This window comes from Streptomyces sp. NPDC001832, from assembly GCF_040297265.1.
In the GTDB taxonomy this organism is placed as follows: Bacteria; Actinomycetota; Actinomycetes; order Streptomycetales; family Streptomycetaceae; genus Streptomyces.
Map to the genome: position 1 here is coordinate 126,246 of NZ_JBEOYU010000005.1, position 26,742 is coordinate 152,987.

Here is a 26,742-nt window from a genome sequence, read left to right on the forward strand (position 1 = left end):
CAGTCTGTGGAGCCCTGGTCTCCGGTGTACCGGTAGATTCCGCCTGCTTCGTTGACGTGCCATACGGTGCCGTCGGCTGCCACGCCGATGTCGACGGCCTTGCCGGGGATGCCTACCCACGGGTTTGAGTCGTGGCCCGTGTACCGGTACATCTGGCCCAGGGAGTTCACACCCCAGACATGAGTCCTGGACCCGACCGAGATCGAAGTGAGACCACCGGAGACGTTCTTCCAGTCAGCCATTTTCCTGTCCCCTTACCTCGAAGCTTGCGAGGGGAAGTTTGCTGTTCCGAGAAGCCACCCAAACGGACTGATATGTCGATTGACTACAGAGATAAACCAAAAATCGCCGTTTGGCTTTCTTCGCTCCTCTGCCTGCTGGGGCGGGTGGCTCACTCGCCTCACCGCAAGGAGGCCGAATCCGCTGTAACCCACAAGGGAACAGGAGCGGCGCCCGGACTTCGGTCCGCCGGATGATCCGAGCGAAACAACTCAGCCCAGGGCGCGAGCCCGTGTTCGAGGACTTCGGCCGGGGCCTGGCCACCGAGCCGGTGTCGGGACGTGCACCGGCATGGAGCCCAACATGTCCTGGAACAGGCCGGGTTCAGCTGTCACGAAGCGGACGGTGGCACCGAGCACGTAAGCGAGGATCTCCTCCGGGCCCGATCGCGTCGAGCGGTTCGAAGCGGGATCACGATGTCCATGCCCGGCAGCCCGGCCATCACGCGGTACGTTGGCGTCCGGGGCCTTACGCGCCGATCCACTCCGCGACCTCGACCACGTCCCCGACGCTCACCACGCCCTCGCACACCACCGCGTTCTTCGCGCCGAAGCTGACCTTGTTGCCGTACTCCGGTTCGCGCCGGTACGTCGACAGGGTCCGGATCGGTTCCGGGCCCGCGCGGTGGCCGGTGGTCTGGTCGACCATGGGGACGGCGCACCGCGTCGCCCGTACCGAGTGGGCGAGTTCGACGGAGCCGATGGTCATCCGGCGCACCCGGTCCTCGAAGTGCGGCTCGTCGTTGCCGGTCAGGACGATGTTGGCGCGGAAGCGGTCCATCGGCACCGGTGCGGCGTCGCCCTGGGCGGTGATACGGGCGTTGAGGTCGTCCAGGGAGGCCGTCGAGGCGACCAGCGCCGCGTGTGCGTCGGCGAAGTTGAGCTTGCCCGGGGTGTCGCCCCAGCCGTCCCGGTCGAAGCCGGGAGCCACCCGTACCAGGCGGGACTTCGCGCCGAGTGCGTCGGAGAACCACTCCGCGACCTCGTCCCCCTGGTCGGCGGCCACGCCGAGCGGGCGGTCGAACATGCTGACCTCGCGGCGTGGGCCGTCCCGGTCGACGTCGAGGCGGAGTGACTCGAAGCCTGTGGTGGTCAGGGTCAACGTCGCGCCGACGTCCAGGACTTCGACCCTGATCGCGGCCATCGAAGGATGCGTGCGCTGGCTGCGGAAGGCGCCGTCTGCCGCGTTCACCACCATGAACGTCCGGTCGTGTTCGAGGCCGGTCCCGAGGAGCTGCGCGGACTCGACCGTGATCCCGGCGCAGCCCTTGACCGGGTAGTAGGTGAGTTCTCGAACAGTGATCGTCACGATGTCCCCGCCGGGGCAGCCGCTTCGAGGTCGTCGACGCTCCCGGACATGACGGTGCGGATGTGTCGGGTGAGGTGCTCGCTGGGCCAGTCCCACCAGGCGATGGCGAGGAGCCGGGCAATGGTCTCGTCGTCGTACCGGGTACGGATCAGCCTGGCCGGATTGCCGCCGACGATGCCGTAGTCGGGTACGTCACCGGTGACGACCGCGCCGGCGCCGATGATCGCGCCGTGCCCGATCCGTACGCCTGGCATCACCATGGAGTTGTAGCCGAACCAGACGTCGTTACCGACGACCGTGTCGCCCCGGCCCGGCAGTCCGGTCAGCAGATCGAAGTGCTCGGCCCAGGAGCCGCCCATGGTGGGGAACGGGAAGGTGGAGGGGCCGCCCATCCGGTGGTTGGCGCCGTTCATGATGAACCGCACCCCCGTTCCCAGCGCGCAGAACTTCCCGATGACGAGCTTCTCCGGGCCGTAGTGGTACAGCACGTTGCGGGTCTCGAACGCGGTCGCGTCGTCCGGGTCGTCGTAGTACGAGTAGTCGCCGACCTCGATCAGTTCGGACTTCACCAGGGGCTTCAGCTGGACGACCCGGGGCTGACCCGGCATCGGATAGAGCACTGTGGGGTCGGCGGGAACGGAACTCATGGCGCCCATCATCGCATTCACCTCGCACGAGGGCGGTGTGTCTTTCGGCGACGGTGCTATCCGTCGGTGGAGGAGCGTCCGTTCCGCTTGTTCCACGGGATGTGGATGGCGAGCATGTCGCCCACTGTGCCGACCACGTTGAACACGAGCCAGCCCACGCCCTTCAGGACTCGCACGACCGCAGAACCCGCAGCCTCTTCCATGTCCTGTTCCCCTCGTGTCCGTCCCCGTGGCTCACTTCGATCTTGAAGACGCGTTCTGTCGCGACTTGGTTGCCCGGGGGGAACAGGTTACGGGACGCACTGCAGCTGCTCTGGGCCGCGGGTGGGGACGTGGCGAAGGCCGCGCGAGTTGTCTGGAGTGTGAAGCTCGGGCAAGCCGGGCGTCGGCGGAGCCGCACGGCCGAGTGGTGGAAAGCCTCCAAGAGCGGTTGAGCATTGTTGTGCCTGGCGAGCGGACCAGCGGTGTTCGTACGGTCGCAGACTTGTGGGGTGCGGTGCACGCCCTCGCGTCGCCCACTCTTCGCCTGTGACGACCCGAAAGGCCCGAGCCCATGAGCGAACGTGTCATCGCCCCCAAGAACCGCGGCTTCCTCTTCCTCGACTCCCACCCGGCCGGCTGCGAGCGCCTGGTGGAGGACATGTGGCAGGCCGTCCCCGCTCCTTCCCGCGTGCCCGACCGGGCACCCGTGGCGCTGGTCATCGGCTCCTCCGCCGGGTACGGGCTGGCCGCGACGATCGCCGGTCTGGCCCGTGCCGGGATCCGCGGGATCGGGGTCTGCTTCGAGAAGGCCCCCGGACGCCGCACGGGCACGGCTGGTTGGTACCGCACGGCCGCGACCGCCGAACTCGCCCGCCTGCACGGTCACGACATGGTGTTCCTCAACGGAGACGCGTTTTCCGACGAGATGAAGACCAGGTCGCGGATGTGCTGGAGGAGCGCTTCGGCGGCCGTCTGGACTATCTGATCTACTCGGTGGCCGCCCCGCGCCGCACCGACCCCGACACCGGGACCACCTATGCGTCCGTCCTCAAGCCCATCGGTGAGGCACACAGCACCAAGACCCTCGTCTTCGACGACCGGGGCACCGGCGAGGTGCGGGAGGCCGAGACGCAGCCGGCCGACGGCGACGACATCGAGCAGACCGTCGCCGTCATGGGCGGGGCTGACTGGGAACGGTGGATCGACCACCTCGCCGACCGCGGACTGCTCGCCGATGGATTCACCACCGCCGCCCTCTCCTACATCGGCTCCGCCCTGACGGCCGCTATCTACCGGCAGGGCACCATCGGTGCCGCCAAGTCCCACCTCGAGCAGACCGCCCGCACCCTCGATGAGCGGCTCGGGAAGCTGGTCGACGGGCGCGCGGTCACCTCTGTCAACGCGGCTGCCGTCACCCAGTCCTCGACTGCGATTCCCGGCATCGCCCTGTATGTCGGGCTGCTCCGCGGCGTCCTCGGCAACGCCGTGATCCCGCCGATCGGGCAGCTCACCGACCTTTGGGACCAGCTGACCGGTGTCCGCCCGCTCGACCTCGACGACGAAGGGCGTGTGCGCCTGGACACCTGGGAACTCGCCCCCACCGTCCAGGCAGCCGTCACCGAGCGGTGGAACGCCGCCACCACCGAGAACATCACCGAACTCGCCGACCTCGACTGGTTCCGCGCCGAAGTGCAGCGTCTGTACGGGTTCGCCGTGCCCGGCATCGACTATGCCGCGCCGGTCGAGACCGACATCCCCTGGCCGGACACCGCCGCCCCCTGAAGCGGTTCGGTCCGGGCGTCGGCGGAAATTCCTTCGACGGGGGCAGCGAGTCCGGTCATGATCAGACGCATGACATATGTGATTGATCCGGTTCGTATCGGTACGGAACAGCTGCCGGGAGGGAGGCGGCTGGGCTGGGCCGAGTGGGGGCCGGTGGACGGTGTGCCGGTGCTGCTGTCGCCGGGGGCGGCCACCAGCAGGCACCTCGGGTTCGGCGGTGACGTGGTGGACGGTCTCGGGGTGCGGCTGATCTCGCTCGACCGTCCGGGACTGGGCGCCTCCTCTCCCCTGCCTGGTCGCACCTTCGGGGACTTTGTCGACGACATCCGCGCGTTCGCCGCCCTGCGTGACCTGGGCCGGCCGCTGATGGTGGGCAACTCGCAGGGGGCGCCGTTCGCCCTCGCGTGTGCCGCTGCCGGAGTGGTCGGGGCGCTCGCGGTGGTCTCCGGTGCGGACGAGGTCGCCGAGCCGTGCTTCGCCGACGCGCTTCCGGAGGAGTTGCGGCGCCTGGTCGCCCTGGCCGTGGCCGATCCGGCCGCCGCCGAGCAGGTCTTCGCCGGGTTCACCCCGCAGGGGATGTGGGAGATGGTCATGTCCGGCAGCCCGGAGTGCGACCTCGCCGTGTACCGGCAGCCCGCCTTCGCCGCCGCATACCGGCACGCCCTCGACGAGGCCTTCGCGCAGGGAGCGGCCGGCTACGCCCGGGACACTGTCCTGGCCATGGGGCGCTGGGGGATCGGGCTGTCGGACATCGCCGTACCCGTCGACCTCTGGTACGGGGAGAAGGACACCGGTCACTCGCCCGACCTGGGTGTCGGGCTGACCTCTCGTATCCCGGGTGCTGTCCGGCACCTGGTGCCGGACGCGGGCGGGGCAGTGCTCTGGACGCATGCCGAGCAGATCCTGAGCACCCTGCTGGGCCGCGACACAACCCCCTGAGTCGTCGGACGTGGCAGAAGGGCCCCCGCCTGTCACGTCCAGGCGAGGGCCCTCCCTTCAGCCGCCTGCCCGGTGAAGGTTGAGAAGACGATCACGAGGCAGGACGCTCGTACGCCTCCCGGTCAGGGAGCGAGCAGCAGCACGTCGGCGCGCTGCTTGGCGGCCGCGTAACGCTTCGCCACGTCCTGCCAGTTGACGACGGCCCACATGGCCTCGATGAAGTCGACCTTCTGGTTCTTGTACTGGAGGTAGAAGGCGTGCTCCCAGGCGTCGAAGACCAGGATCGGGACGGAGCCCTGGCCGATATTGCCCTGGTGGTCGTAGACCTGCTCGACGATCAGCTTGCCGCTGACCGGCTCGTACGCGAGGACGCCCCAGCCGGAGCCCTGCGTGGTGGCCGCGGCCTTCGTCAGCTGTGACTTGAAGCCGGCGAACGAGCCGAACGACTCCGTGATCGCGTCCGCGAGGTCACCGACACCATCCGCCGCGAGGGGCTCGCCGCCGCCGTCACCGGTCATGTTGTGCCAGTAGATCGAGTGCAGGATGTGGCCGGACAGGTGGAACGCGAGGCTCTTCTGGAGCCCGTTGATCGCTCCCCAGGCCCCCTTGTCGCGCGCCTCCTCCAGCTGCTCCAGGGTGTCGTTCGCGCCCTTCACATAGGCGGCGTGGTGCTTGTCGTGGTGGAGCTCGATGATCTGCGGATTGATGACCGGTTCGAGCGCCGCGTAGTCGTACGGGAGTTCCGGGAGCGTGTACGTGGCCATGTGGTCGAACCCTCCAGCTGCCGTGCTTTTGTTATTGCAATCTGTATGCAAGAGCAGGCTAACAGCAGGAGGGATCGATGGTGATCAGCCCTTTGGCTTAGGACCGGGAACGTGTCACGCGCCGGCGCGCGTACGGGCCGAGGCGAGCCGGCCCAGGTGGTCCTCGTACGCCTTCGCATAGAACGCCGCCCGCTCCGGATCCGGAGCGACCACCGTCGCCGGAGCCGTCCAGGCGGCCGTGTCCAGCTCCACACCGAACCGCTGCGCCGCCGCGAGTACCGCGCCCCGCGCGCCGACCTCGCCCTCCACGATCCGGACCGGTCGGCCCAGCACATCGGCGAACAGCCGCATCCAGGCGGGCGACCGGGTGCCGCCGCCGCACAGGGCGAGGGTGCCGGTGAGGCCCGCGGCCTCCAGGCAGTGGCGGGCGGCGAAGCCGATGCCCTCGCAGACGGCGCGGATCAGGTCCGCCGGGGTGGATTCCAGGGACACCCCGGTCAGCTCGGCGCGCAGGCCGGGCTCGACGAACGGGGCGCGTTCGCCGGACGGGGCGAAGTAGGGGAGTACGCGGACACCCCTCGCGCCGGGCGGGGTGGCGGCGAGAAGCGCGTCGACCTCCGTGTGGCGTACTCCGGTGGTGGTCAGGATCCAGTCGAGGGCCGCGGTGCCGACCATCGCGGGCATGGCGCGCAGCCAGTGCCCCGGGCGGTCGGTGGAGATGTGCAGACCTGCCGGTTCGCCGTTCAGATCGAGTTTCTGCGTGGCCACCAGCGCGGCCAGACAAGTGCCGACGATCAGCAGACCGTCACCGGGACGGGTGACGCCCGCTCCGAGAGCGGAGGCCGGAAGATCGTACGGGCCGTTGGATATCCGTACCCCGGAAGGGAGTTCGGCGGTGGCGACAGGGTCGCTGACCGGGGCGAGGAGCGAGGCCCGGTGGCCGAGGCCGAGCGCGGCCACGACATCGGAGGAGTACGTGCGGGTCACCGGGTCCAGGAACGGCATCGACGCATCGGAGACATCCGTGGCCCGGATGCCCGTCAGCCGCTGGAACACCATGTCCTTGCAGTACAGGGCGGTCGTCGCCGCGTCGAGCGAGGCCGGGTCGTGACGGTCGAGCCAGGCCAGTACCGGGCCCGGGCAGCCCGGGAACATCGCGCTGCCGGTGCGCCGGTAGACAGCTCCGAAGATGCCGGACGCCATCCAGGCGTCGACCAGTTCATGGGCCCGTCCGTCCATCCAGGAGATCGCCGTACGGACCGGGTGGCCCGCCGCGTCGACCAGCCAGACGCCGTCGCCCTGACCGGTGAGACCGGCGAAGGCGACCCCGTCGGAGCCCAGCGCGGCCAGGACGTCGCAGACCGCCCCGTACACCTCGTCCATGTCCTGCTCCACGAAACCGCCGCGGATCGTGAGCCCCACCGGACGGGATTCGACGGCCAGCGCACGCCCCTTCGGGTCGAAGGCCGCGGCCTTCACCATGGATGTGCCGACATCGATGCCGATGTACCTCGTCATGGGTCCGGCTCCCCTCACAGGGCGTGGGCGAGCGGTTCGCCCCGCACATAGCGCGCCACCTCGGCCGCCGCGATCCGGGCGGCCTTCTGCGCGACGGACCGGCTGGCGCCCGCCACATGCGGGGTCATCAGCAGATGTGGGGTGCGCAAGAGCCGGGACGTGGGCGGGGGCGGCTCCTGCTCGTACGTGTCGAGTGCGGCGGACCGCAACTGCCCCGAGTCCAGGGCGTCGCACAGCGCGTCCGTGTCCAGCAGCCCGCCGCGGGCCGCGTTCACGAGGACCGCGCCGCGCGGCAGCAGGGCCAGTTCGCGGGCGCCGATGAGATGCCGGGTCTCCGGGGTGAGCCTGGCGTGCAGGGTGAGGACGCGGGCGCGGCCCAGGAGCGCTTCCAGCGAGGTGGCGCGCATGCCGTGGACGTTGCCGCGCACATACGGGTCGTACACCTCGACCTTGGCGCCGAACGCGGAGAGGACCCGGGCCACCCGGCTGCCCACCGCGCCGTAACCGATCAGGCCGACGGGGGTGTCCTCCAGCTCCAGGCCGCAGTTCTCGTACGTGTAGTGGGAGGCGTCCCAGCGGCCGTCGGCGGCGAGGGAGTCGTGGGCCTCGGGGATGCGGCGCAGGGCGCAGAGCATCAGCCCCACGGTGAACTCGGCGGTCGCCGCCGCATTGCGTCCGGGCGCGAAGCACACCCGCACGCCTTGGGCCCGTGCCGCGGCCGCGTTCACATTGACCGGGCCGCCCCGGCAGACCACGACCAGCCGCAGATCGGGTGCGGCGGCCAGGACCCGTTCCGTGAACGGGCCCATCTGCGTCACGCACACCTCGACCCCGTCCAGGGCGCGGATCAGTGCGTCCTCGGCATCGCTCGCCTCGTCGACTTCGGCGACCTTGCCGAAGGGTTCCAGGGGCCAGGGGAGGGTGAGTTCGGTGAGATGCGGCTCCGGGCCGAGAGGATCGAGCGCGTGGCGCAGGGCCTCGGTGATCAGGGAGTTGCGGACGAAATGGTCACCGGCGACCAGAATCCTCATCGCGGGGCGGACCGTCATGGGGCGGGTCATCGCAGAGCGTCTCCTGTCCGGGCGTCGAAGACATGGATGTGCCGGGGGTCGGCGGTGATGCGTACCCGGTCGTCCCGGTCGAGCTGTGCCTCCGGACCGGTCGCGACGACCAGCGGCTTCGTCACCCCGTCGAGCGAGAGCGTGGCGATGCCGGATTCCAGCAGGGGTTCATGGGCGGCGACCCGGGCACGTACACCCGTGTCGTCCAGGCGGACGTCCTCCGGGCGGATGCCGAGCACCACCGCGCGCCCCGCCCCGATCCGGTGCGGTACGGGGATGCGCACGGAGTCCGAGAGGCGTACCCCGCCCGCCCCGTCGGCCGTCCCCGGCAGCAGATTCATCGCCGGCTCCCCGACGAAGTCGGCGACGAACAGATTCACCGGGGCGTCGTAGATCTCCTCGGGCGTGCCGAGCTGCTGGATCTCGCCGTCCCGCATCACCGCGATCCGGTCGGCGAGCGACAGCGCTTCCTCCTGGTCGTGCGTGACGAGGATGGTGGTGTGGCCGCTGTCCCGCTGGATGCGTTTCAACTCGCGCCGAGTGGTGTCCCGTTGGGTTGCGTCGAGATGGGAGAGCGGTTCGTCGAGCAGCAGTACGTCAGGGTTGCGGATCAGGGCGCGGGCCAGGGCGACCCGCTGCTTCTGGCCGCTGGAGAGTCCGGCAGGCCGGGCGCCCAGGAGGTCTGTGATCCCGATGCGTTCGGCCATGTCGGCGACCCGGCGGCGGATCTCGGCCCGCCCGTACCGGCGCCGGGCCAAGAGTCCGAAGCCGAGATTCTCCGCGACGGTCAGCGGCGGATACAGGGCGTAGTTCTCGAACGCCACGCCGACATTGCGTTGTTGGGCCGGCAGCGGCACCACCGACGAGCCGTCGATGAGGATGTCGCCGCCGGTGACCGACTCCAGTCCGGCGATCATCCGCAGCGTTGTGGACTTGCCGCAGCCGGACGGGCCGAGCAGCCCCAGCAGCTCGCCGGAGCGCAGCTCGATGTCGATGGAGCGGACAGCTTCGACGGCGGCCCGGCCGCGTCCGGTGTAGGTCTTGCGCAGTGCGCGCAGGGTCAGTTCAGTCATCCGTCATCGCCGCCTCCCGCTCCGGGTTCTCGGCCGGTGCCGCAGACCTCGTAGGGCACCTTGTGCTCGTCGAGTTCGCGCAGTGCCCGGCCGGATGCCCCGTCGTCGACCAGCAGCAGATCGAAGCGGGAGAGCGGGGCGAGCCGGTGCAGGGCGACCCGGCCCAGCTTGGAGTGGTCGAGCAGCAGCACATTGCGGCTCGCCGAGTCGAGCATCGCCCGCTTCACGGAAACAATGTGCTGTTCCTGGTGGTAGGCGTAACCGCCGGACACGGCGGAGGTGGAGGTGAAGCAGATGTCGACCTGGAGCGACTGCACCGCCTCCACGCACGAGACGCCGAGAAAGGAGGAGTGCAGCGGGTCGAAGTCGCCGCCGAGGCCCATCAGATGGATGCCGCGTTCCTGCGACAGCAGGTTGATCGCCTCGAGGAAGTTGGTGACGACAGTCAGCGGAGTGATGGAGCGCAGCCTGCGCGCGATCTCCAGCGTGGACGTCGAATCGTCGAGCATCACCGCCATGCCCGGTTCGACGAGCTGCAGGGCCCGTTCGGCGACGGCGGCCTTCTCGGCGCGCATCGTCTTCAGCCGGTAGGAGACGTTCGACTCGAAGACGCCGGACGGCTGGGCGGTGACACCGCCGCGGAACTTGCGGACGATGCCCTGTCGTTCCAGCTCGTCCAGATCCCGGTGGATGGTCATCAGGCTGACGTCGAAACGCTCCGTCAGCTCGGCGGCGCTCACCTCGCCCTGTGCGAGGACGTACTCGGCTATGGATGCCTGGCGCGGGGCGGGGCCCCGCTGCGGAACGTTGCTCACGTGCTGATCCTTCGTCCTGGACGGGCCGGCCGGTCGGCCTGGAACAGCAGCAGACTCTCAGGCGGTACGGAGAGCCGGACCGGATGGTCGGGGCTCAGGCCCGCCGCGTCGGCGCGCGGGACGACCAGGGACAGCTGCTGTCCGCCGATCCTGACCGTGACTTCGGTGGCCCGGCCCAGCAGCTCGGTGACGTGAACGGTGCCGGTCAGTTCCAGGGCCGGGCCCCTGCGGGTGCCGGCGGGCTCCACACCTGAGCCATTGCCGGGCCCCCGGAGCCCGATGTCCCTCGGCCGTACGCCCAGTTGGACCGCGGTGCCCGGCGGTGCGGGCACCGTCAGCGGCAGCTCGTACGCGCCGTCCGGCGACCGGAAGTGTCCCTCGGCCGTCACCGTGCCCGGCAGCAGATTGATCCGGGGTCTGCCGAAGGACCGGGCGACGAAGGTGTCGTACGGGCGGTGCCACAGCTCCTCGCGGTTGCCGGTCTGCACCATGCGGCCGTCCTTGATCACCCCGATCCGGTCGCCGAGCGCCAGCGCCTCCACCGAGTCGTGGGTGACGTACAGCGTGGTCGTGCGCCGGATTGAGCCGATCGCCTTCAGTTCCGCGCGCATCGCCTGCCGCAGCTTCGCGTCGAGATGCGACAGCGGCTCGTCGAGGAGGAACGCCCGGGCCGGCCGCACCAGTACTCGGCCGAGCGCCACCCGCTGGCGCTGACCGTTGGAGAGCCGGCCCACGGGACGGTCCAGCAGGTCGCCGATACCGAGGAGTCCGGCGACTTCCCCGATCCGCTCGCGGGCCTCGTGCGCGGGGAGGCGGTGGCGCGGCGAGCGGAGCGGGGACGCGAGATTGTCGTACGCGGTGCGGTGCGGATACAGGGCGTACGACTCGAAGCACATGGCCACGCCCCGGTCGTACGGCTCCACGCCCGCCATGTCCAACCCGCCCAGTTCGACCGCACCGGAGTTCGGCTCCTCCAGGCCCGCGATCGTCTTGAGCGTGGTCGTCTTCCCTGCGCCTGACGGACCGAGCAGACAGAAGAACTCGCCCTCGGCCACCTCCAGGTCCAGGCCGTCGAGCGCGGTGTTCTTCCCGTACCTCTTGTGCACGCGGCGCAGCGCGATGGCTGCCGGGCCGGTCACGACTTCACCGCCCCGAATGACAGACCGCGCACCAGATATCGCTGGATGGTGAGCGCCAGCAGCAGCGGCGGGACCACCGAGACCAGAGCCGCCGCGGCCGTCAGGTTGTACTTGGGCCGGTCGCCGCCGAGGAAGGACAGCGCGCCGACCGTCACCGTCTGCGCGTTCGACGAGGTGAGGATCAGCGGGAAGACGAAGTTGTTCCACGCGAAGATGAACGCCAGCAGCGAGACCGCCGCGATCCCCGGCTTCACCAGCGGCAGCGCGACCTTGAAGAACGCCTGCTTACGGGTGTAGCCGTCCAGCAGCGCCGCCTGCTCCAGCTCGGGGGAGAGGTCCGAGAAGTACGACCGCATGATCCAGACGATCAGCGGGAGGGTCACCAGCTGCAGCACCCACACCATGCCGACATACGTATCGAAGAGTCCGAGCTTCTGGTAAAGCACGAACAGCGGGATGATGACGGTGAGTTCGGGTGCGAAGCGGAACGAGAGCAGGGTGAACATCAGGTTCTCCGAGCCGCGGAACCGCCACCGCGCGGCGGCGTACGCGGCGGGCAGCCCGATCACCAGCGACAGCGCGACCGCGCCCACCGACACGACCAGGCTGTTCACGAAGAACCGCACGAATGGCACGCCCTGGTCGTCCCCGGCGCCGAGGACCGTGCGGTAGGAGTCGAAGGTCGGGGTGAACGAGAAGTACGTACTGAACAGCTCGTTCGTCGGCTTCAGCGACAGGATCACCATCCAGGCGACCGGGAACAGCGCGAAGACGAAATAGAGGATCAGCGACAGGTCGGCGGCGACGGCGAGCACCCTGCGCTTCATCCCGGAACCTCCGCCGCCCGGTTCTGGATCCGGCCGAGATAGCGCACCAGCACCATCGTGACCAGGTAGACCACGGCCCACAGCACCACCATGTAGCTGATCCCGAACGAGTAGCGCTGGAAGCGGATCGCCTCCAGATAGGCCCGGATCTGGAGCACCATCGTCGAGTCGCCGGGGCCGCCCTCGGTCAGCGCGTAGATAATGTCGAAGACCTTCAGCGAGTCCATGAACCGGAAGATCACGGCGACCAGGACGTACGGCCACAGCATCGGCAGGGTCAGGCGCCGGAAGGTGAACCACCAGCCCGCCCCGTCGACCGCCGCCGCCTCGAACGGCGAGGCGGGCAGCGAGCGCAGACCGGCCAGCGCGAGGATCGCGACGAACGGGGTGTAGACCCACACGTCCACGGCGATCGACGACAGCAGGGCGCCGGCCGGGGTGTCCGTCCACTGCACACCGCCGAGGCCGAACGGCTCCACGAGATGGTTGATAACGCCGACCGACGGCTGGAGCATCAGCTTCCACATGATCGCGGCGATCACCGGCGCGATCATCAGCGGCAGGATCAGGATCTTCTCCAGCACCCGTCCGACGAAGCTTGCCCGGTGCAGCAGCAGGGCCACTGCCACCCCGAGCACCGTTTCGACGGCTGCCGCGCCGACCGCGTAGAGCACCGTCACCCGCGCCGAGTCCCAGAACGAGGACTGGGTGAAGATCCGCCGGTAGTTCCCGACGCCCACCAGGTCCGGTTGCGGTTTGCTCGCCGCGAAGTCGAACACCGTGTAGTAGAGGCCGAGTCCGAACGGGTAGAGGATGCCGCCGGTCAGCAGCAGCGCGGGCACGATCAGCAGATAGGGCCGCAGCGAGCGGCGCCATGCCGGTACCGCCCGCGCCGCCCGGTTTCCGGCCGCCGTGCCGGAGAGCGCATCGTGGTCGGCCTCCGGCACGGCGGCCATGCGTCCGGACATCGGTCAGCCGACCTTCGACGCCAGATCGCCGGCCAGGGAGTTCAGTACGGATGAGGCGTTCTTCCCGCCGTAGATCTCCTGGAGCGCGGCGGCCCAGCTGGTCGTCGCGTCGAAGAACTGCTCCTGCGGGGTGAACTGGATCTTCGTCTGGTCGACGACCGTCTCGAACGTCTCGATGAAGCCGGGAATGGCCCGCATCTTGTCCTTGTACGCGGGGTCCTGGCTGACCGATTTGCGCACCGGGTCGATGTGGTTGTACTCGATCGCACCCTTGCGCAGATGCTCCTTGCCGGTCGCCCACTGGAGGAACAGCCAGGCCGCGGACTTGTTGCGGCTCCTGGCGTTCATGCCGAGCGACCAGATCCACATGTTCGTGGCGAGCGAGCCGCCCCGGCCCTTGGGGCCGGGGTGGAAGGCGATCTTCCCGGAGGCGGGGGAGGCCCCCTTCACTGCTTGGAAATAGGCGGCGGTGTCCGCGTCGAAGAGCATCCCCGCCTTCTGCGCGCCGAGGTCGCTGGAGCACTGGTACCAGGTGTACGAGGTCCAGGACGGCGGCCCGCCCTTCTTGACCATCTCCGCCCAGTCCCGGGTGAACGCGATCGCCTCCGGGGAGTTCATCGCGGGCTTCACCCGGCCGTCCTCGACGGTGAAGTCCTTCAGTCCGCCCCGCGCGTACATCGTCATGAAGCCCGGGTGGATCGTCGCCCAGCTGCGCGAGCCGCGCACCGCGACCCCGTACATCCCGTCGAGGCCCGCACCCGGCGCCCGGCGGGTGATGGCCCCGGCCACCTCGCGCAGCTCGTCGAAGGTCTCGGCGGGCCTCAGGCCGAGCTTCTTGAACACCTCGGTGTTGTACGCGACGACATTGGTCTCCCAGCCCCACGGCAGCGCGTACTGACCGCCCTGCCCGAGCGGCGCGCCCGCCTCCAGCGACCACTGGTCCGCCTGGAGAAGGTTGGGGAAGAAGTCCGCCTGGTCCCATTCGGCCCCGGTCGCCGAGGAGTTGCGCATCCATGGGCCGAGGTCCTCCAGCCAGCCCGGCGGACCGTACTGCCACACCATGTAGGCGCCGAGCATGAACACGTCGTAGGAGGCGCGTCCGCTGGAGAGGTCGACGGTGAGCTTGTCGAAGTAGTTGTCCTCGGGGAAGACGTCGTACTCGACCTTGATGCCGGTCTTCTCGGTGAACGCCTTCAGATCGGCGATCAGGGCATCGGTGTACGGATGTTTGTTGAGCAGTGCCTTGACTGTTCTGCCCTTGGCCCGTTTCCAGTCGAAGGAACCCGTGACGTCGTCGGCCGCGGAGCCGTTGCCGCTGCCGTTGTCGCCGCCGAAGCCCGCGCCGCAGGCGGTGAGCAGCGGGCCGGCGGAGGCGGCAGCCGCCGCGCCGATGGCGAGGAACCGTCGCCGGTCGTGCGCGTGCATGTCCATCCGTGACCTCCACGGTCCGGCCGGAGATGGGTTGGGGCGGGGCCCGTTCACACGTTGAGTCGACTGGTTAACAGAGCTTGGAACAGCGGAAGTTGGCCGTCAATCCCTCGCGCAACGGAAATTCTCGGTGCAGAGTGAGAAGTTCACAGAGGGGGCCGATATGTGGATGGGTATCGATCTCGGCACGCAGAGCGTCCGTGCGGTGGTGGCAGGAGACCGCGGCGAGATCCTCGGCAGCGGCTTGGCCCCGCTCGCGGGCAGACGCAACGGTGTACGGCATGAGCAGCGGCCCCTCGACTGGTGGACAGCCGTGTGCGCGGCCAGCCGCCAGGCACTGCGCGACTGCCCCGCACCGCGTGCGCTCGCCGTCTGCGCCACCTCCGGCACCGTTCTGCTCAGCGACCGGGAGGGATGGCCGCTGACTCCGGGGCTGATGTACGACGACGGGCGCGCCGTCACCGAGGCGGCCAGGGCCCGGACCCCGCCGAGCTGGGCGCTGCCCAAGGTGCTGTGGCTGCTGCGGGAGTACGGGGGAGGCGCGGGCGAGGCCGTACGCGTCATGCATCAGGCCGATCTGATTCTGGCGCGGCTCGCCGGAACCCCCCTGCCCACCGACTCCAGCCACGCCCTGAAGACCGGCTACGACCTGGACCGGGACGCCTGGCCGCACCGGAGGTTCGGCGAATTGGGCCTGCCCGACGGGCTGTTCCCGGACGTGGTGCGGCCGGGCCGGCAGATCGGTGAGGTGGGGCGGGCGGCAGCGGCGGAGACCGGGATTCCGGCGGGCACGCTCCTGGTGGCCGGGATGACGGACGGGTGCGCGGCGCAGATCGCCTCCGGTGCGCTTACGGTGGGCTCCTGGAATTCGGTGCTCGGTACGACGCTGGTCCTCAAGGGGGTCACCTCCTCGCCGGTCGCGGACCGGGCCGGGGTGGTCTACAACCATCGTGCCCCGGACGGCCGTTGGCTGCCCGGCGGGGCCTCCGGGGTCGGCGGCGGGGCACTGACCGCCGCCTTCCCGGGCGCGGACCCAGCCTGTCTGGACGCCCTGGCCCGCGAGCACGAGCCGGCGCGCGTGGTGGCATACTCCCTCGCCGGGACGGGCGAACGCTTCCCCTTCGTCGCGCCGGAGGCCACCGGCTTCCTGCTCGGCGAGCCCGCCACCGACGCGGAGTACTGGGTCGCCCTGCTGACCGGGGTGGGCCTGATCGAACGGCTCTGCCTCGACTACCTCGACCTGCTCGGCGCCCAGCTGTACGGCCGGCTCACCTTCACCGGCGGCGCGGTCCGCAGCGGCTACTGGAGCCGGCTGCGCGCCGACATCCTGGGCCGGCCCGTGTACATCCCGCAGTACAGCGAACCCGCGCTCGGCATGGCCGTGCTCGCGGCATACGGGGCGCGGGCCACGACCACGCTGCAAGAGGCGGCGAGCGGGATGGTGCGGCTGCGGCACGTGCTGCGCCCGAACCCGGTGCGTACCGCGTGGTACACCGAGCCGTACCTCATGCTGGTGGACGAACTGGAACGACGCGGCTGGCTCCCCGGCCCGGTCGCCGCCCACGCCCGTAACCGAACGGAGAAGACATGACTGCCCGTCCGAGCGCTGTCCTGTTGCTCGCCCGCCACGGTCAGACCGTCTGGCACGCGGAGAACCGCTACGCCGGGGTCAGCGACATCGCCCTCACCGACGAAGGACACCGCCAGGCCGCGCAGTTGGGCGAGTGGGCGGTCCGGCACCCGGTCGACGCGATCTGGACGTCGACGGCCACGCGCGCGATCGAGACGGCAGAGCCCGCGTGCCGGGCCCTCGGTCTCGTCCCCCGCCGCGCGCACGACCTGCGCGAATGCGATTTCGGTGAGGCGGAGGGGCGCACCCTGGCGGAGTTCGCGGCCCAACACCCGGAGCGGGCCCGGGAGTACCGTGCCGACCCGGTGATCCACCCCTTCCCCGGGGCCGAGGACCCGCGGTCGGCGGCGGCCCGGGGGACGATGGCGCTGCGCCGGATCGCGGACGGGCACCCGGGGCAGCGGGTCCTCGTCGTCGCGCACAACACCCTACTGCGGCTCGTGCTCTGCGAACTGCTGTCGATTCCGCTGGGCGCCTACCGCCGGGTCTTCCCGCAGCTGCGGAACGGGGCGGTGAGCGAGGTGCGGATCGGGGAGGAGGGCGGTGCGCTGTTCTCCCTCAATGTGCCGTGCGCACCGGACGTCGGCCCTTGACGGCCACGGACCGCCGCTGCCGTACGACACCGATGACCGCAAGTACGACGGTCAGGGCGCCGGTCGCCACCAGCTGGTCACGGGTCTCGGGCTGGCGCAGCATCAGGATGAAGATGCCGAGCATCGCCAGGAGCGCCAACACCGTCAGGACCGGGAAGAGCCACATCCGTACGACGAGTTTCTCCGGGGCCTCGCGCTCCAGCCGGTTGCGCAGGATCAGCTGGGAGAGGGCGATGAAGATCCAGACGACGAGGATCACCGCGCCGGTCATGTTGAGCAGCCAGGTGAAGACGTCGTCGGGACGCCAGTAGCTGAGCAGCACGCACAGGAAGCCGAATACGGACGAGACCAGGACGGCCGTGCGCGGGACACCCGAGGAGATCCTTCCGAGCCGCTTCGGGCCCTGGCCGCGGGCGACCAGCGAACAGGCCATGCGCGAGGAGCCGTAGATGTTGGCGTTCATCGCGGAGAGCAGGGCGACCAGGACGACCACGTTCATGATCTCTGCGGCGCCGTTGATGCCGAGGTGGTCCAGGGCCGCGTAGAACGGGCCGACCTCCACGACCTTCGGGTCGTCCCACGGGACCAGCGTGACAATGACCGCCATCGAACCGACGTAGAAGAGCGCGATCCGCCACATCGCCGTCCGCACGGCCTTCGCCACACCCTGCACCGGGTTCTCGGACTCTGCCGCGGCGATGGTGACGGTCTCCAGACCGCCGTACGCGAAGACGGAGGCGAGCAGCCCGATCACCAGGCCCTCGGCGCCGTTCGGCATGAAGCCGCCCTCGCCGCGGAGGTTGGCGGTGCCGGGGGCGTCCGTACCGGGCAGCAGACCGAGGATCGCCAGCACACCCAGCGCCAGGAAGAGCGTGATCGCCACGACCTTGAGGGCGGCGAACCAGAACTCGAACTCGCCGAACTTCTTCACCGAGGCCAGGTTCGTGCCCAGGAAGACCACCATGAACAGCGCGACCCATGCCCACTCCGGCGTACCTGGCAGCCAGCCGGTGACGATCTGCGCGGCTCCGATGCCCTCCAGGCCGACGGCGACACAGAGCAGAACCCAGAACGCCCAGCCCACGGTGAACCCCGCCCACGGCCCGATCGCCCGCTCCGCATGGACGGAGAAGGAACCGGAGGCCGGGTTCGCGGCCGACATCTCGCCGAGCATCCGCATCACGAGCATGACCAGCAGCCCGGAGACGGCGTACGCGATGATGATCGACGGGCCCGCGGCGGCGATACCCGTGCCCGAGCCGACGAAGAGCCCGGCGCCGATGACACCGCCGAGGGCGATCATCGAAAGATGGCGCTGCTTGAGCCCGTGCGTGAGGGCCGAATCGGCCTTGGTGTCGGAGACGGCGACCGTGGAGCCGGTGGGGGGAGACGCGAAAGTCCGAGACATGGACAAGCTCTGTTCGGTAGGTGAGACGTGGGGGGCGTGCGCGCACAGTCTGAGCACGCACTCCGCTCACAGGGAACCGCTGTCCGCCATACGGGCGCGATGCTCACACAAGGTGCACACCCGGGCACGGGGCGAGGGCCGGTGCGATCGACGGCCGGACCCCTGGGCGGGTCCTGGGTGGTTTTAGCGAGAACCTACAGTCTCTCCATATAGCCTCTCCCGGCAAAAGTATGAGCCGATCCGCCCCTGCACCAGTGACGAGCATCACGCCGTTACATGATTGCGTCAGCTCTTTTGTGTGAACCCCACCAATGCCTCAATCACGCCTTTGTGGGCCACTGATGGTGATCGGGCGTTAACCCTTGGGCTAACGTCAGCCTCAGTCTGTCCCCACCTGCCCTCACCCACGCGGAGTCCCGATGAGCACTGCTGCCGCCGCCCCTGTCCGTTCCGGAGCGGTCCTCGCCGACCTGCTGCCCGCCGCCAGGCACCGTTACGCCGTCGACACGGCCCTGGTCCTCGGGGGCGCCGCGCTCACCGGCATCGCGGCCCAGATCGCCGTCCCGGTACCCGGCTCCCCGGTCCCGGTCACCGGCCAGACGTTCGCCGCGCTCCTTGTCGGCACCACGCTCGGTGCGCGCCGCGGCTTCCTCTCCCTCGCCGTGTACGCGCTCATCGGCATGGCAGGCATGCCGTGGTTCGCGGGCGGCAGCTCCGGCGCAGGCGGCGCCTCGTTCGGCTACGTCCTCGGCATGATGCTCGCCGCCACCGTGGTCGGCGGCCTTGCCCGCCGCGGCGGCGACCGCTCCGTGCTGCGCACTGCGGGCACGATGGTGCTCGGCTCCGCGATCATCTACGCGGTCGGCGTCCCGTACCTGGCGCTGTCCACCGGCATGTCGGCGAGCGCCGCGATCGCGGTCGGCCTGGTGCCGTTCCTCCTCGGTGACGCGCTGAAGGCGGCGCTGGCCATGGGCGCGCTGCCCGCGGCCTGGAAGCTCGTCGGCCGTCGCGGCTGATGCCGTAGTTCCCCTCGAAGAGGCTCGCCGGGTCGTAATGCGACACCAGACCGGCGAGCCTCTTCTGTGGGAGGAGCCCTCCCGGTGGACCCGGCATCGGCCGTCAGGTGTCGCTGGGCGTTTCCACAGCGGTGCGGTTCTTGCGGTCGCGGACCTCACGCAGCAGCGCGATCGCCACCACCATGGCCGCGACCAGCAGCGAGAGCAGCACCTGCTCGCGTCCGCTGTCGTCGGTGAGCATGTAGACGAGGACGAACGAGATCGCCGCGATGGTCGCCCAGGTGAGGTACGGGAAGAGCCACATCCGTACGACCAGCTTCTCCGGCGACTCGCGCAGGATGATGCCCCGCATCCGCAGCTGGCTGAAGCAGATGACCAGCCAGACGAAGAGGGCGACCGCACCGGAGGAGTTGAGCAGGAACTGGAAGACGGTGTCGGGCCACCGGTAGTTGAAGAACACGGCGACGAAGCCGAAGACGACGGAGGCCAGGATGGCCGCCTGCGGCACGCCCCGCTTGTTCGTCCGGGCGAACGCCTTCGGCGCGTCCCCGCGGGTGCCGAGCGAGAAGGCCATCCGCGAGGCGGTGTAGAGGCCGGAGTTGAGGCAGGACAGCACAGCCGTCAGCACGATGACGTCCATCACCTGACCGGCGTGCGGGATGCCGATGGAGTTGAGCGCCGCCACATAGGCGCCGTCCTCCACGATCGCGGGGTCGTTCCACGGCAGCAGGGTGAGCACGACGAAGACCGAGCCCAGGTAGAAGAAGGCGATCCGCCAGATCACGCTGTTGGTGGCCTTCTGGACGGCGCGCTGCGGGTTCTCCGACTCACCGGCGGCGAGGGTGACGATCTCGCTGCCCATGAAGGAGAAGACGACCATCAGCACACCGGTCAGGACGGCACCGACCCCGTTGGGGAAGAACCCGCCGGTGTCGGTGAGATGGGCAAGCCCCGTGCCGGGGTTGTCCGAGCCGGGCAGCAGCCCGAAGGCGGCGAGCAGTCCGACGACCACGAACGCACCGATCGCCACGACCTTGATCCCGGCGAACCAGAACTCGAACTCGCCGTACGAACCGACCGAGATCAGGTTCGTCGCGGTCAGTACGACCATCACGATCAGCGCCCACCCCCACTGCGGGACACCGGGCACCCAGCTCTCCAAGATCTTGGCACCCGCCGTGGCTTCGACGGCGAGCACCACGACCCAGAAGAACCAGTACAGCCAGCCGATCGAGAAGCCGGCCCAGCGGCCCAGCGCCTGGTCGGCGTAGGCGGAGAAGGAGCCCGAGCTGGGGCGGGCCGCGGCCATCTCGCCGAGCATCCGCATCACGAAGACGACCATCAGGCCGACCAGGGCGTACGACACGAGGATCGCCGGCCCCGCGGCGGCTATGCCGGCGCCGGAGCCCACGAAGAGGCCCGCGCCGATGACGCCGCCGATGGCGATCATCGAGAGATGGCGGCTCTTGAGACCAGCCTGGAGACCGCCGGAGGAGCCCGGTTCGTCCGGTCTGTTCGACCGGTCCGGCTTGCCGGGCTGCTGGCCCGGCCCGGTCAGAGTCGTCTGCGACGTCATGGATCGAATCCTTACGTTCTCGAATCACTCGGTGCTTGCCCGGCCACCGCACATTGGTGCAAAAGCGAGCTATGCATTGAAACTCACAAAACCACATAAGCGGAACCCCTCGTCCCGAATCGTTGCCCGAGTGGCATTTCACACACAGGGACCGCACAGGAAACTCACACGCACGTTCCGCCGCTGTTGCGGCCGATCCGGGAGGCCCCGGCCGGGGGGTCCAGGCCCCGGTGGCGTGTACCCAGCGAGACTCGTGCCACACTCGGAACATGCGCGTGTACCTCGGCTCGGACCATGCCGGCTATGAACTCAAGAACCACCTCGTCGAGTGGCTCACGACCCAGGGCCACGAGGCCGTCGACTGCGGCCCCCACATCTACGACGCACAGGACGACTACCCGCCGTTCTGTCTGCGTGCCGCCGAGAAGACGGCCGCGGACCCGGACAGCCTCGGCATCGTGATCGGCGGCTCCGGCAACGGCGAGCAGATCGCCGCCAACAAGGTCAAGGGCGTGCGCGCCGCACTCGCCTGGAGCGAGCAGACCGCCGCACTGGGCCGCGAGCACAACAACGCCAATGTGGTCGCCATCGGTGGCCGGATGCACTCGGTGGAGGAGTCCACCAAATTCGTCGAGATCTTCCTCGCCACCCCGTACTCGGGTGAGGAACGTCACACCCGCCGCATCGAGATGCTGACGGCGTACGAGGCGACCGGCGAGCTCCCCCCGATTCCGGCTCACCACCCGCAGCAGGGCTGACCGGCCTCCGCTCCTGTGCCGCCGGTGCTTCCGGCGGCACAGTCATTTCCGCGTGCCATCACGTCCCCGCGTTCCCACGTCACCGAGGAGAGTCGCCGTCGTGCCCGAGGGACACACGATCCACCGCCTCGCGGCGGACCACCGGGACAGGTTCGCCGGGCGGCCGGTGCGGGTGAGCAGCCCGCAGGGCAAGTTCTCCGACAGCGCCGCACTGCTCGACGGCCGCACGTTCACCGGCGTCGACGCCCACGGCAAACACCTCTTCCTCGGTTTCGAGGACGTCGGCTGGGTCCACATCCACCTGGGCCTCTTCGGCAAGCTCGGCTTCGGTACGGCCCCGGCCCCGCCGCCCACCGACACGGTCCGGCTGCGCCTGGTGAACGACCACCACCACGCGGATCTGCGCGGCCCCACCACGTGCGCGCTGATCACCGACCCCGAGAAGCGTGCGATACACGACCGCCTCGGCCCGGACCCGTTGCGGACCGACGAGGACGGCGAGCGGGCCTGGCTACGGATCTCCCGCAGCCGCATCACCGTCGCGGCCCTGCTGATGGACCAGAAGGTCATAGCGGGGGTCGGCAACGTCTACCGCGCGGAGGTGCTGTTCCGGCACGGGATCGACCCGTACCGCCTGGGCAGGGACCTCACGCGTGCGGAGTGGGACGTGATCTGGGCCGACCTGGCGACACTGATGCGCGAGGGCGTGCGGAACAACCGGATCGACACGGTCCGCCCCGAGCACATGCCGGAGGCGATGGGGCGCCCGCCGCGCGTCGACGACCACGGCGGCGAGGTGTACGTATACCGCAGGGCCCGGCAGGCCTGCCACATCTGTGGCGGCGAGATCCGCACCGCCGATCTCGCCGCCCGGAACCTCTTCTGGTGCCCTGGCTGCCAGCGCGCTTAGCACCGCTTAGCACTGCAACCGCGTTTGGCGCGGGCGTGTTCCGAAAGTCCCGTCCCACCGGGGGCGTCCGGCGCGCACGCACGCACCGGACGCCCCCGTAACACCCTCTAGAACCCCCGAGGCAACCACGGCGCCGCGTCCGACGAGAACGCCAGCGACGCCTCCGCCAGCGCGCCCGCCCGCAGCTCCCGTACCCGCCCGGCCAGGGCCAACGCGCTCAGCGACTCGCCGCCCAGATACGCCGAGCCCAACTCTCGTACCGAAAGCGCAAGATCGGCCGCATCATCGGTCCGTCGGCACGACGCCACGCCCTTCACGTCACCCGTGAGCCGCCAACGCCCCGCATTCCAGGGGCAGAACGCATCGTCGACCTCGAACACCACGTCGACCGGCGCCCGATACGTCCGTGCCTCCAGCGCCGCCCCCAGCTCCACCAGCCGCACATGGAGCGAGTCCCGGACCCGGATGTTGCACCGCCGCACATCCGACACCAGATGCAGCACCGCATCGTCGACCGGCCGGTTCCGCGCCTCGATCGTCGACGTCAGGTCGATCTCGAAGACGAACCGCCACAACGCCCCGTACGCCGCCGGGTCCAGCGCGGCAAGATCGTTCACAGTGACCGTGCCCTTGGGGCCGGCCGGCTCCCAGTGCGGCTTGATGTGATACGTCACATAGCCGACGATCTCCCCACCCCGCTCCGCCAGCACGCACTGCTGCGCCGAACCGCCCTGCCGGGAACTCACCGGGTCGACCATGGGCTTTCGCTCCCAGCCGGGCCCGTGGGCCGGTGTGCCGGGACGTCCTGCCACCAACTGCTCGTACACGCCCTCGCACGCGGCCATCGCCTCGTCCGGCTTCGCATGGCGCAGGCGCACCTCGTCCGTGCCCCTCGGCACTGTCAGCCGCACCCGGTCCGTATCGATCGTCAGGGACATCTGGCGCGAGGCGGCGCCGTATCCGAACCGGCCGTAGATCACTGGTTCCGACGCCGTCAGCACGGCGATCGGCTCACCCAGTGCCCGGACGTCGTCGAGCTGTCGGCGCATCATCGAGGTCAGCAGCCCGCGCCTGCGGTGGGTGGACGCGACACTCACCATCGTGACCCCGGCGGCAGGCACCAGCGCCCCGCCCGGCACGGCGACCTTGAAGCTGAACGCCCCGGCGGTGGCGACGACATCGGTGCCGTCCCAGATTCCGATCGACCGCTCGTGCTCGGTCAGCTGCTCGTCCAACTCGCGCTGCTCCGGGGGCTCTGCGACACCGCCGAACGCGAGCTCCAGACACTCGAACCATTCGTTCCATTCGGACGGTCGCAGCACGCGAAGCTCAGTAGTCATGGGCCATGCCTATCAGGGGCACGTCGGCCGGTCGACCCGATTTCGAACGCATTGTCACGGGGTCCCCCTGCATCGGAGGCGGTCGGGTAGATAAAGTCCCCGCAATGGCCCGACGCGCAGGAGCAGACTCGTACCCGGCCCGATTGCGGAAATCGGCGCACCGGGCACGCATAGCGCTGCGCAAATCCGGTGTCGACTACTTCCGCGGTGACGGATCGGACTGGATCGCGCTTGCCGGTCTGTTGCTGACCATTCCGGCCATCACCTGCGCCACACTGCTGAACCCGGTGTGGTGCTCACCGGCCGCGCTCGTCCTGCCGATCGTCGTGGGCGGTCTGCTGCTGCGGCCCGCGAGTCTGCTGGGTCTGTACGCAACCGCCGCCACCGCCCTGATCGTGGAGTCGCTCGCACTGGGCCCGTACGAGGACGGTCCGGCCCGGGTGACACCCGGCATCGTCCTGGTGGTCGCGGCCTGCGGCTTCTTCGGTCTGGTCCTCGCCCAGTTCCGGGCCAGGGTCGGTGTGCCGTGGCGACGCGGCGGCACCATGCTCTTCGACCTGCGCGAACGCATCAGGGTGCAGAGCGCACTGCCCCGGCTGCCGCAGGGCTGGCACCGCGAGATGTCGCTGCGCCCGGCGGGTGGACAGTCCTTCTCCGGCGACTTCGTCGTCGCCGCCCGTACCAATGGCGGACGGACGCTGGAGGCCGTACTCACCGATGTCTCCGGCAAGGGCATGGACGCGGGCTCCCGCGCCCTGCTGCTGTCCGGAGCCTTCGGCGGCCTCCTCGGCTCGCTGCCCCCGCACGCCTTCCTGACGGCGGCCAACGGCTATCTGCTGCGCCAGGACTGGGACGAGGGTTTCGCCACCTCGATCCATCTGGTCCTGGACCTCGAATCGGGCGACTACGAACTCTTCTCGGCGGGTCACCCGCCGGCCATGCAGCTGCACTCGGGCAGCGGCCAGTGGGAGGAGAAGGCCGCGGAGGGCCCGCTGCTCGGGGTGTACGACGGGGCGCAGTTCGACGCGGTGAAGGGCTCGCTGGCCCCCGGCGACGTGCTGATGCTGTTCACGGACGGCCTGGTGGAGGCGTCCGACCGCGACATCGCAGAGGGCATCGACCGGCTGACCGGTGAGGCCGACCGCTATGTCACCACCGGTTTCGAGGGCGCGGCCTGGCATCTGATCGAGGCTTGCGCCAAGGATGTCAACGACGACCGGGCGCTGCTGCTGTTGTCGCGCAAATCCTGAACCATATGTCTGGCTGGCCGACGCCGCGCTGCCTCAGCAGGTCAAGGACATGGTCCTCGCCGTCGCCAAACGTGACGGCGAGGACCTCGGTTCGTACGCCCGGTGCATCCTCGACACCCTGGGCGCCCTGCTGATCAAGGAGCCCGACCTGGCTCACAACGCCGACCCGGCCCGCCTCGCTGTGCCGGAACCGGCGACCCGTACCCGATTGGCCGAGAAGTATGCGCAGGTACGGGTGCTACTCAGGCTCACCCCAGGTGAATCGCCCGTCGAGCAATCGATTCAAGCCAACACGACGAAGGACTGATCGACTCGGACAAGGCTTGATCGAATCGGATCAGGTCTTGTTCGTGCCTTGCCGGAACGCCCAGTTCATCTCCGGCTCGGTCACCGGGCGCAGCACCCTCCGTACCGGCGGCGTACACAACAGCGTCACCGCACTGGCCGCGACCAGTGAGACGAGGACCCGGCCGCCGGGCGTCAAGAGCCATTCGTAGGTGTCGAACACCCCGGCGTATTCGGCGCCCTTGATCAGGAATCCGTGCAGCAGATAGCCGCAGATCGTGCCGGCGCCGAGCGCGGTGAACCACATGCGGCGGCGCGGCACCCAGGCCAGGAACCCGATGGTGAGCAGCACCGCGCAGCCGAACATGGCCAGCGTCATCACGGCACCGACCCACCACGCGGCACCCATCTCCTGCGCGCTGTTGCTGCGGTAGAACCAGCCCAGCTGCATCCGCGGCGCCGCCCAGTACGCGAACAGCACGGCCCCGGCGAACAGCGGGATCGCGAGCATCCGCACCTCACGCCGGCGGACCAGTTGGAAATGCTCGGGTTTCAGCTGGAGTCCCAGCACGAAGAACGGCAGGAACTGCAGAACACGCTGGAGATCGAGATCGTTGCTGATCGTCGGGGAGAGAGAGGCGAGCATGGCTATGACGAGCGCCACGGGCAGTGGATGGCGCAGTGTCTGCCACAGCGGCGTGGTGATCCGCCAGATGAACAGCGCGACCAGGAACCAGGTGAGATACCAGGGGTCGAGCAGGCTGATCGGATGATCAGGTGAGTCGTCCGCGTACCGCTTGAACAGCGAATACGCCGTCTCGAACACCACATAGGGCACGACGACGCCGGTGACCAGGCGTTTTACCTTGGCGGCGGACATGTCGAACGAGCGGGAGAAATAGCCCGAGACGATGATGAACGCCGGCATGTGAAAGGTGTACGCCACCATGTACAGCGCACGGACGGTCCGGCTGTCGTCCATCACCGGTTCCCACGCGTGCGCCACCGCGACGAGCACGATGGCCAGATATTTGACGTTGTCGAAGTAGGCGTCACGCTGCTTTGCCGGAGCAGCGGCCGGAGGCTTGTTCGCCACCGGCACGGTGGGTGACGCGGTGGCAGTCATCGTCCGTCTGGGCTCCGACTCCCGGGTCGCTGATGGGAGCGGGGCCCTCTGAAATACCTTCGGAGCGTGGAACATCTAAAGCACCTTAGATGCCGAGATTGCAATCCGTAAAGCCGATCGCGGATATTGCATGTACGCGTTCAACCAAAAGCGAAACCGCTAAAAACCGCCCACTATGCCCGACTTCATCCCTATTAAATGGGGCATAACGCCGCACGATTGAAGGAGGTGAATTTCTTCGCAATCGAATCTTGGAATTGCATGTGAATGAACTGTGTCGATATGGAAACCGTCACGTCGCAAGTCGTTGCAATTATTGG

General features: G+C 69.1%; 24 protein-coding genes and 2 pseudogenes. 9 read left to right on the plus strand and 17 right to left on the minus strand.

Going from position 1 to position 26,742, the window contains the following annotated elements; translation table 11 throughout:
- The 4 genes from ABT115_RS06570 to ABT115_RS06585 all read right to left on the minus strand — a co-directional run.
- A partial coding sequence (locus ABT115_RS06570) for a tectonin domain-containing protein (protein WP_351784717.1) occupies positions 1–242 on the minus strand: 242 nt, incomplete at its 3' end.
- 505 nt (positions 243–747) lie between these two features.
- On the minus strand, positions 748–1,587 hold the full coding sequence (locus tag ABT115_RS06575) for an MOSC domain-containing protein (protein WP_351784719.1): 840 nt from the start codon (positions 1,585–1,587) through the stop codon (positions 748–750).
- Positions 1,584–2,234 (minus strand): CatB-related O-acetyltransferase, encoded by a 651-nt coding sequence (locus ABT115_RS06580; RefSeq protein ID WP_351784721.1) that lies wholly within the window; start codon positions 2,232–2,234, stop codon positions 1,584–1,586. The genes ABT115_RS06575 and ABT115_RS06580 overlap by 4 nt, the downstream gene beginning before the upstream one ends.
- Before the next feature lie 56 nt (positions 2,235–2,290).
- On the minus strand, positions 2,291–2,437 hold the full coding sequence (locus tag ABT115_RS06585; RefSeq protein ID WP_351784723.1) for a hypothetical protein: 147 nt from the start codon (positions 2,435–2,437) through the stop codon (positions 2,291–2,293).
- Positions 2,438–2,787: 350 nt separating this feature from the next.
- On the opposite strand from ABT115_RS06585, the pseudogene fabV reads away from it, so the two are divergent.
- Both fabV and ABT115_RS06595 read left to right on the plus strand, forming a co-directional pair.
- Positions 2,788–3,998: pseudogene (fabV, locus tag ABT115_RS06590) on the plus strand (enoyl-[acyl-carrier-protein] reductase FabV).
- Between the two features lie 69 nt (positions 3,999–4,067).
- Positions 4,068–4,937, plus strand: coding sequence for an alpha/beta fold hydrolase (locus tag ABT115_RS06595; RefSeq protein WP_351784725.1), 870 nt, complete (start codon positions 4,068–4,070; stop codon positions 4,935–4,937).
- A 122-nt stretch (positions 4,938–5,059) separates the two neighbouring features.
- On the opposite strand, the gene ABT115_RS06600 is transcribed toward ABT115_RS06595, so the two are convergent.
- The 9 genes from ABT115_RS06600 to ABT115_RS06640 form a co-directional block, all read right to left on the minus strand.
- Complete coding sequence (locus tag ABT115_RS06600; protein ID WP_351784727.1) at positions 5,060–5,701, minus strand: superoxide dismutase; 642 nt, start codon at positions 5,699–5,701, stop codon at positions 5,060–5,062.
- Positions 5,702–5,815: 114 nt separating this feature from the next.
- A complete protein-coding gene (locus ABT115_RS06605) occupies positions 5,816–7,219 on the minus strand; it encodes an FGGY family carbohydrate kinase (RefSeq protein WP_351784729.1) in 1,404 nt (467 codons plus the stop codon).
- Positions 7,220–7,233: 14 nt separating this feature from the next.
- The gene (locus ABT115_RS06610) at positions 7,234–8,250 is read right to left on the minus strand and encodes a 2-hydroxyacid dehydrogenase (protein WP_502969040.1); all 1,017 of its coding nucleotides are present in this window, start codon (positions 8,248–8,250) and stop codon (positions 7,234–7,236) included.
- A 26-nt stretch (positions 8,251–8,276) separates the two neighbouring features.
- Complete coding sequence (locus ABT115_RS06615) at positions 8,277–9,353, minus strand: ABC transporter ATP-binding protein (protein WP_351784731.1); 1,077 nt, start codon at positions 9,351–9,353, stop codon at positions 8,277–8,279.
- Entirely contained in the window at positions 9,350–10,168 is an 819-nt protein-coding gene (locus ABT115_RS06620; RefSeq protein WP_351784733.1) for a DeoR/GlpR family DNA-binding transcription regulator, read from the minus strand. The genes ABT115_RS06615 and ABT115_RS06620 overlap by 4 nt, the downstream gene beginning before the upstream one ends.
- A complete protein-coding gene (locus ABT115_RS06625) occupies positions 10,165–11,307 on the minus strand; it encodes an ABC transporter ATP-binding protein (RefSeq protein WP_351784735.1) in 1,143 nt (380 codons plus the stop codon). The genes ABT115_RS06620 and ABT115_RS06625 overlap by 4 nt, the downstream gene beginning before the upstream one ends.
- Positions 11,304–12,134, minus strand: a complete 831-nt coding sequence (locus ABT115_RS06630; RefSeq protein WP_351784737.1) for a carbohydrate ABC transporter permease — start codon at positions 12,132–12,134, stop codon at positions 11,304–11,306. The genes ABT115_RS06625 and ABT115_RS06630 overlap by 4 nt, the downstream gene beginning before the upstream one ends.
- Complete coding sequence (locus ABT115_RS06635) at positions 12,131–13,102, minus strand: carbohydrate ABC transporter permease (protein WP_351784739.1); 972 nt, start codon at positions 13,100–13,102, stop codon at positions 12,131–12,133. The genes ABT115_RS06630 and ABT115_RS06635 overlap by 4 nt, the downstream gene beginning before the upstream one ends.
- 3 nt (positions 13,103–13,105) lie before the next feature.
- Entirely contained in the window at positions 13,106–14,533 is a 1,428-nt protein-coding gene (locus tag ABT115_RS06640) for an ABC transporter substrate-binding protein (RefSeq protein ID WP_351784741.1), read from the minus strand.
- 166 nt (positions 14,534–14,699) lie between these two features.
- Between ABT115_RS06640 and ABT115_RS06645 the strand changes: the two genes are divergently transcribed.
- Together ABT115_RS06645 and ABT115_RS06650 are read left to right on the plus strand one after the other, a co-directional pair.
- The gene (locus tag ABT115_RS06645) at positions 14,700–16,121 is read left to right on the plus strand and encodes an FGGY-family carbohydrate kinase (RefSeq protein ID WP_351784743.1); all 1,422 of its coding nucleotides are present in this window, start codon (positions 14,700–14,702) and stop codon (positions 16,119–16,121) included.
- Positions 16,118–16,753, plus strand: a complete 636-nt coding sequence (locus ABT115_RS06650; RefSeq protein WP_351784745.1) for a histidine phosphatase family protein — start codon at positions 16,118–16,120, stop codon at positions 16,751–16,753. The genes ABT115_RS06645 and ABT115_RS06650 overlap by 4 nt, the downstream gene beginning before the upstream one ends.
- Here the strand turns inward: ABT115_RS06650 and ABT115_RS06655 are convergent.
- Positions 16,719–18,161 carry an amino acid permease gene (locus ABT115_RS06655; RefSeq protein ID WP_351784747.1) on the minus strand — a complete coding sequence of 481 codons (1,443 nt, stop codon included), beginning with the start codon at positions 18,159–18,161 and terminating at the stop codon, positions 16,719–16,721. The genes ABT115_RS06650 and ABT115_RS06655 overlap by 35 nt on opposite strands.
- A gap of 419 nt (positions 18,162–18,580) precedes the next feature.
- On the opposite strand from ABT115_RS06655, the gene ABT115_RS06660 reads away from it, so the two are divergent.
- A complete protein-coding gene (locus ABT115_RS06660) occupies positions 18,581–19,177 on the plus strand; it encodes a biotin transporter BioY (RefSeq protein WP_351784749.1) in 597 nt (198 codons plus the stop codon).
- A gap of 103 nt (positions 19,178–19,280) precedes the next feature.
- Here ABT115_RS06660 and ABT115_RS06665 read toward each other — a convergent pair whose 3' ends face one another.
- Positions 19,281–20,753: an amino acid permease gene (locus ABT115_RS06665; RefSeq protein WP_351784751.1), complete on the minus strand. Its 1,473-nt coding sequence runs from the start codon at positions 20,751–20,753 to the stop codon at positions 19,281–19,283.
- 269 nt (positions 20,754–21,022) lie between these two features.
- On the opposite strand from ABT115_RS06665, the gene ABT115_RS06670 reads away from it, so the two are divergent.
- On the plus strand, positions 21,023–21,511 hold the full coding sequence (locus tag ABT115_RS06670; protein ID WP_351784753.1) for a ribose-5-phosphate isomerase: 489 nt from the start codon (positions 21,023–21,025) through the stop codon (positions 21,509–21,511).
- A 100-nt stretch (positions 21,512–21,611) separates the two neighbouring features.
- Positions 21,612–22,421, plus strand: a complete 810-nt coding sequence (locus ABT115_RS06675; RefSeq protein ID WP_351784755.1) for an Fpg/Nei family DNA glycosylase — start codon at positions 21,612–21,614, stop codon at positions 22,419–22,421.
- Between the two features lie 107 nt (positions 22,422–22,528).
- Here ABT115_RS06675 and ABT115_RS06680 read toward each other — a convergent pair whose 3' ends face one another.
- Entirely contained in the window at positions 22,529–23,761 is a 1,233-nt protein-coding gene (locus tag ABT115_RS06680) for a GNAT family N-acetyltransferase (protein WP_351784757.1), read from the minus strand.
- A 104-nt stretch (positions 23,762–23,865) separates the two neighbouring features.
- Here ABT115_RS06680 and ABT115_RS06685 point away from each other — a divergent pair, with 104 nt between their 5' ends.
- Positions 23,866–25,011, plus strand: a complete 1,146-nt coding sequence (locus tag ABT115_RS06685) for a PP2C family protein-serine/threonine phosphatase (protein ID WP_351784759.1) — start codon at positions 23,866–23,868, stop codon at positions 25,009–25,011.
- Positions 25,012–25,021: 10 nt separating this feature from the next.
- Positions 25,022–25,318, plus strand: a pseudogene (locus tag ABT115_RS06690) (HD domain-containing protein); the annotation flags it as partial.
- Positions 25,319–25,348: 30 nt separating this feature from the next.
- Here the strand turns inward: ABT115_RS06690 and ABT115_RS06695 are convergent.
- Entirely contained in the window at positions 25,349–26,497 is a 1,149-nt protein-coding gene (locus ABT115_RS06695) for an acyltransferase family protein (RefSeq protein WP_351784761.1), read from the minus strand.
- Positions 26,498–26,742: the final 245 nt, after the last annotated feature.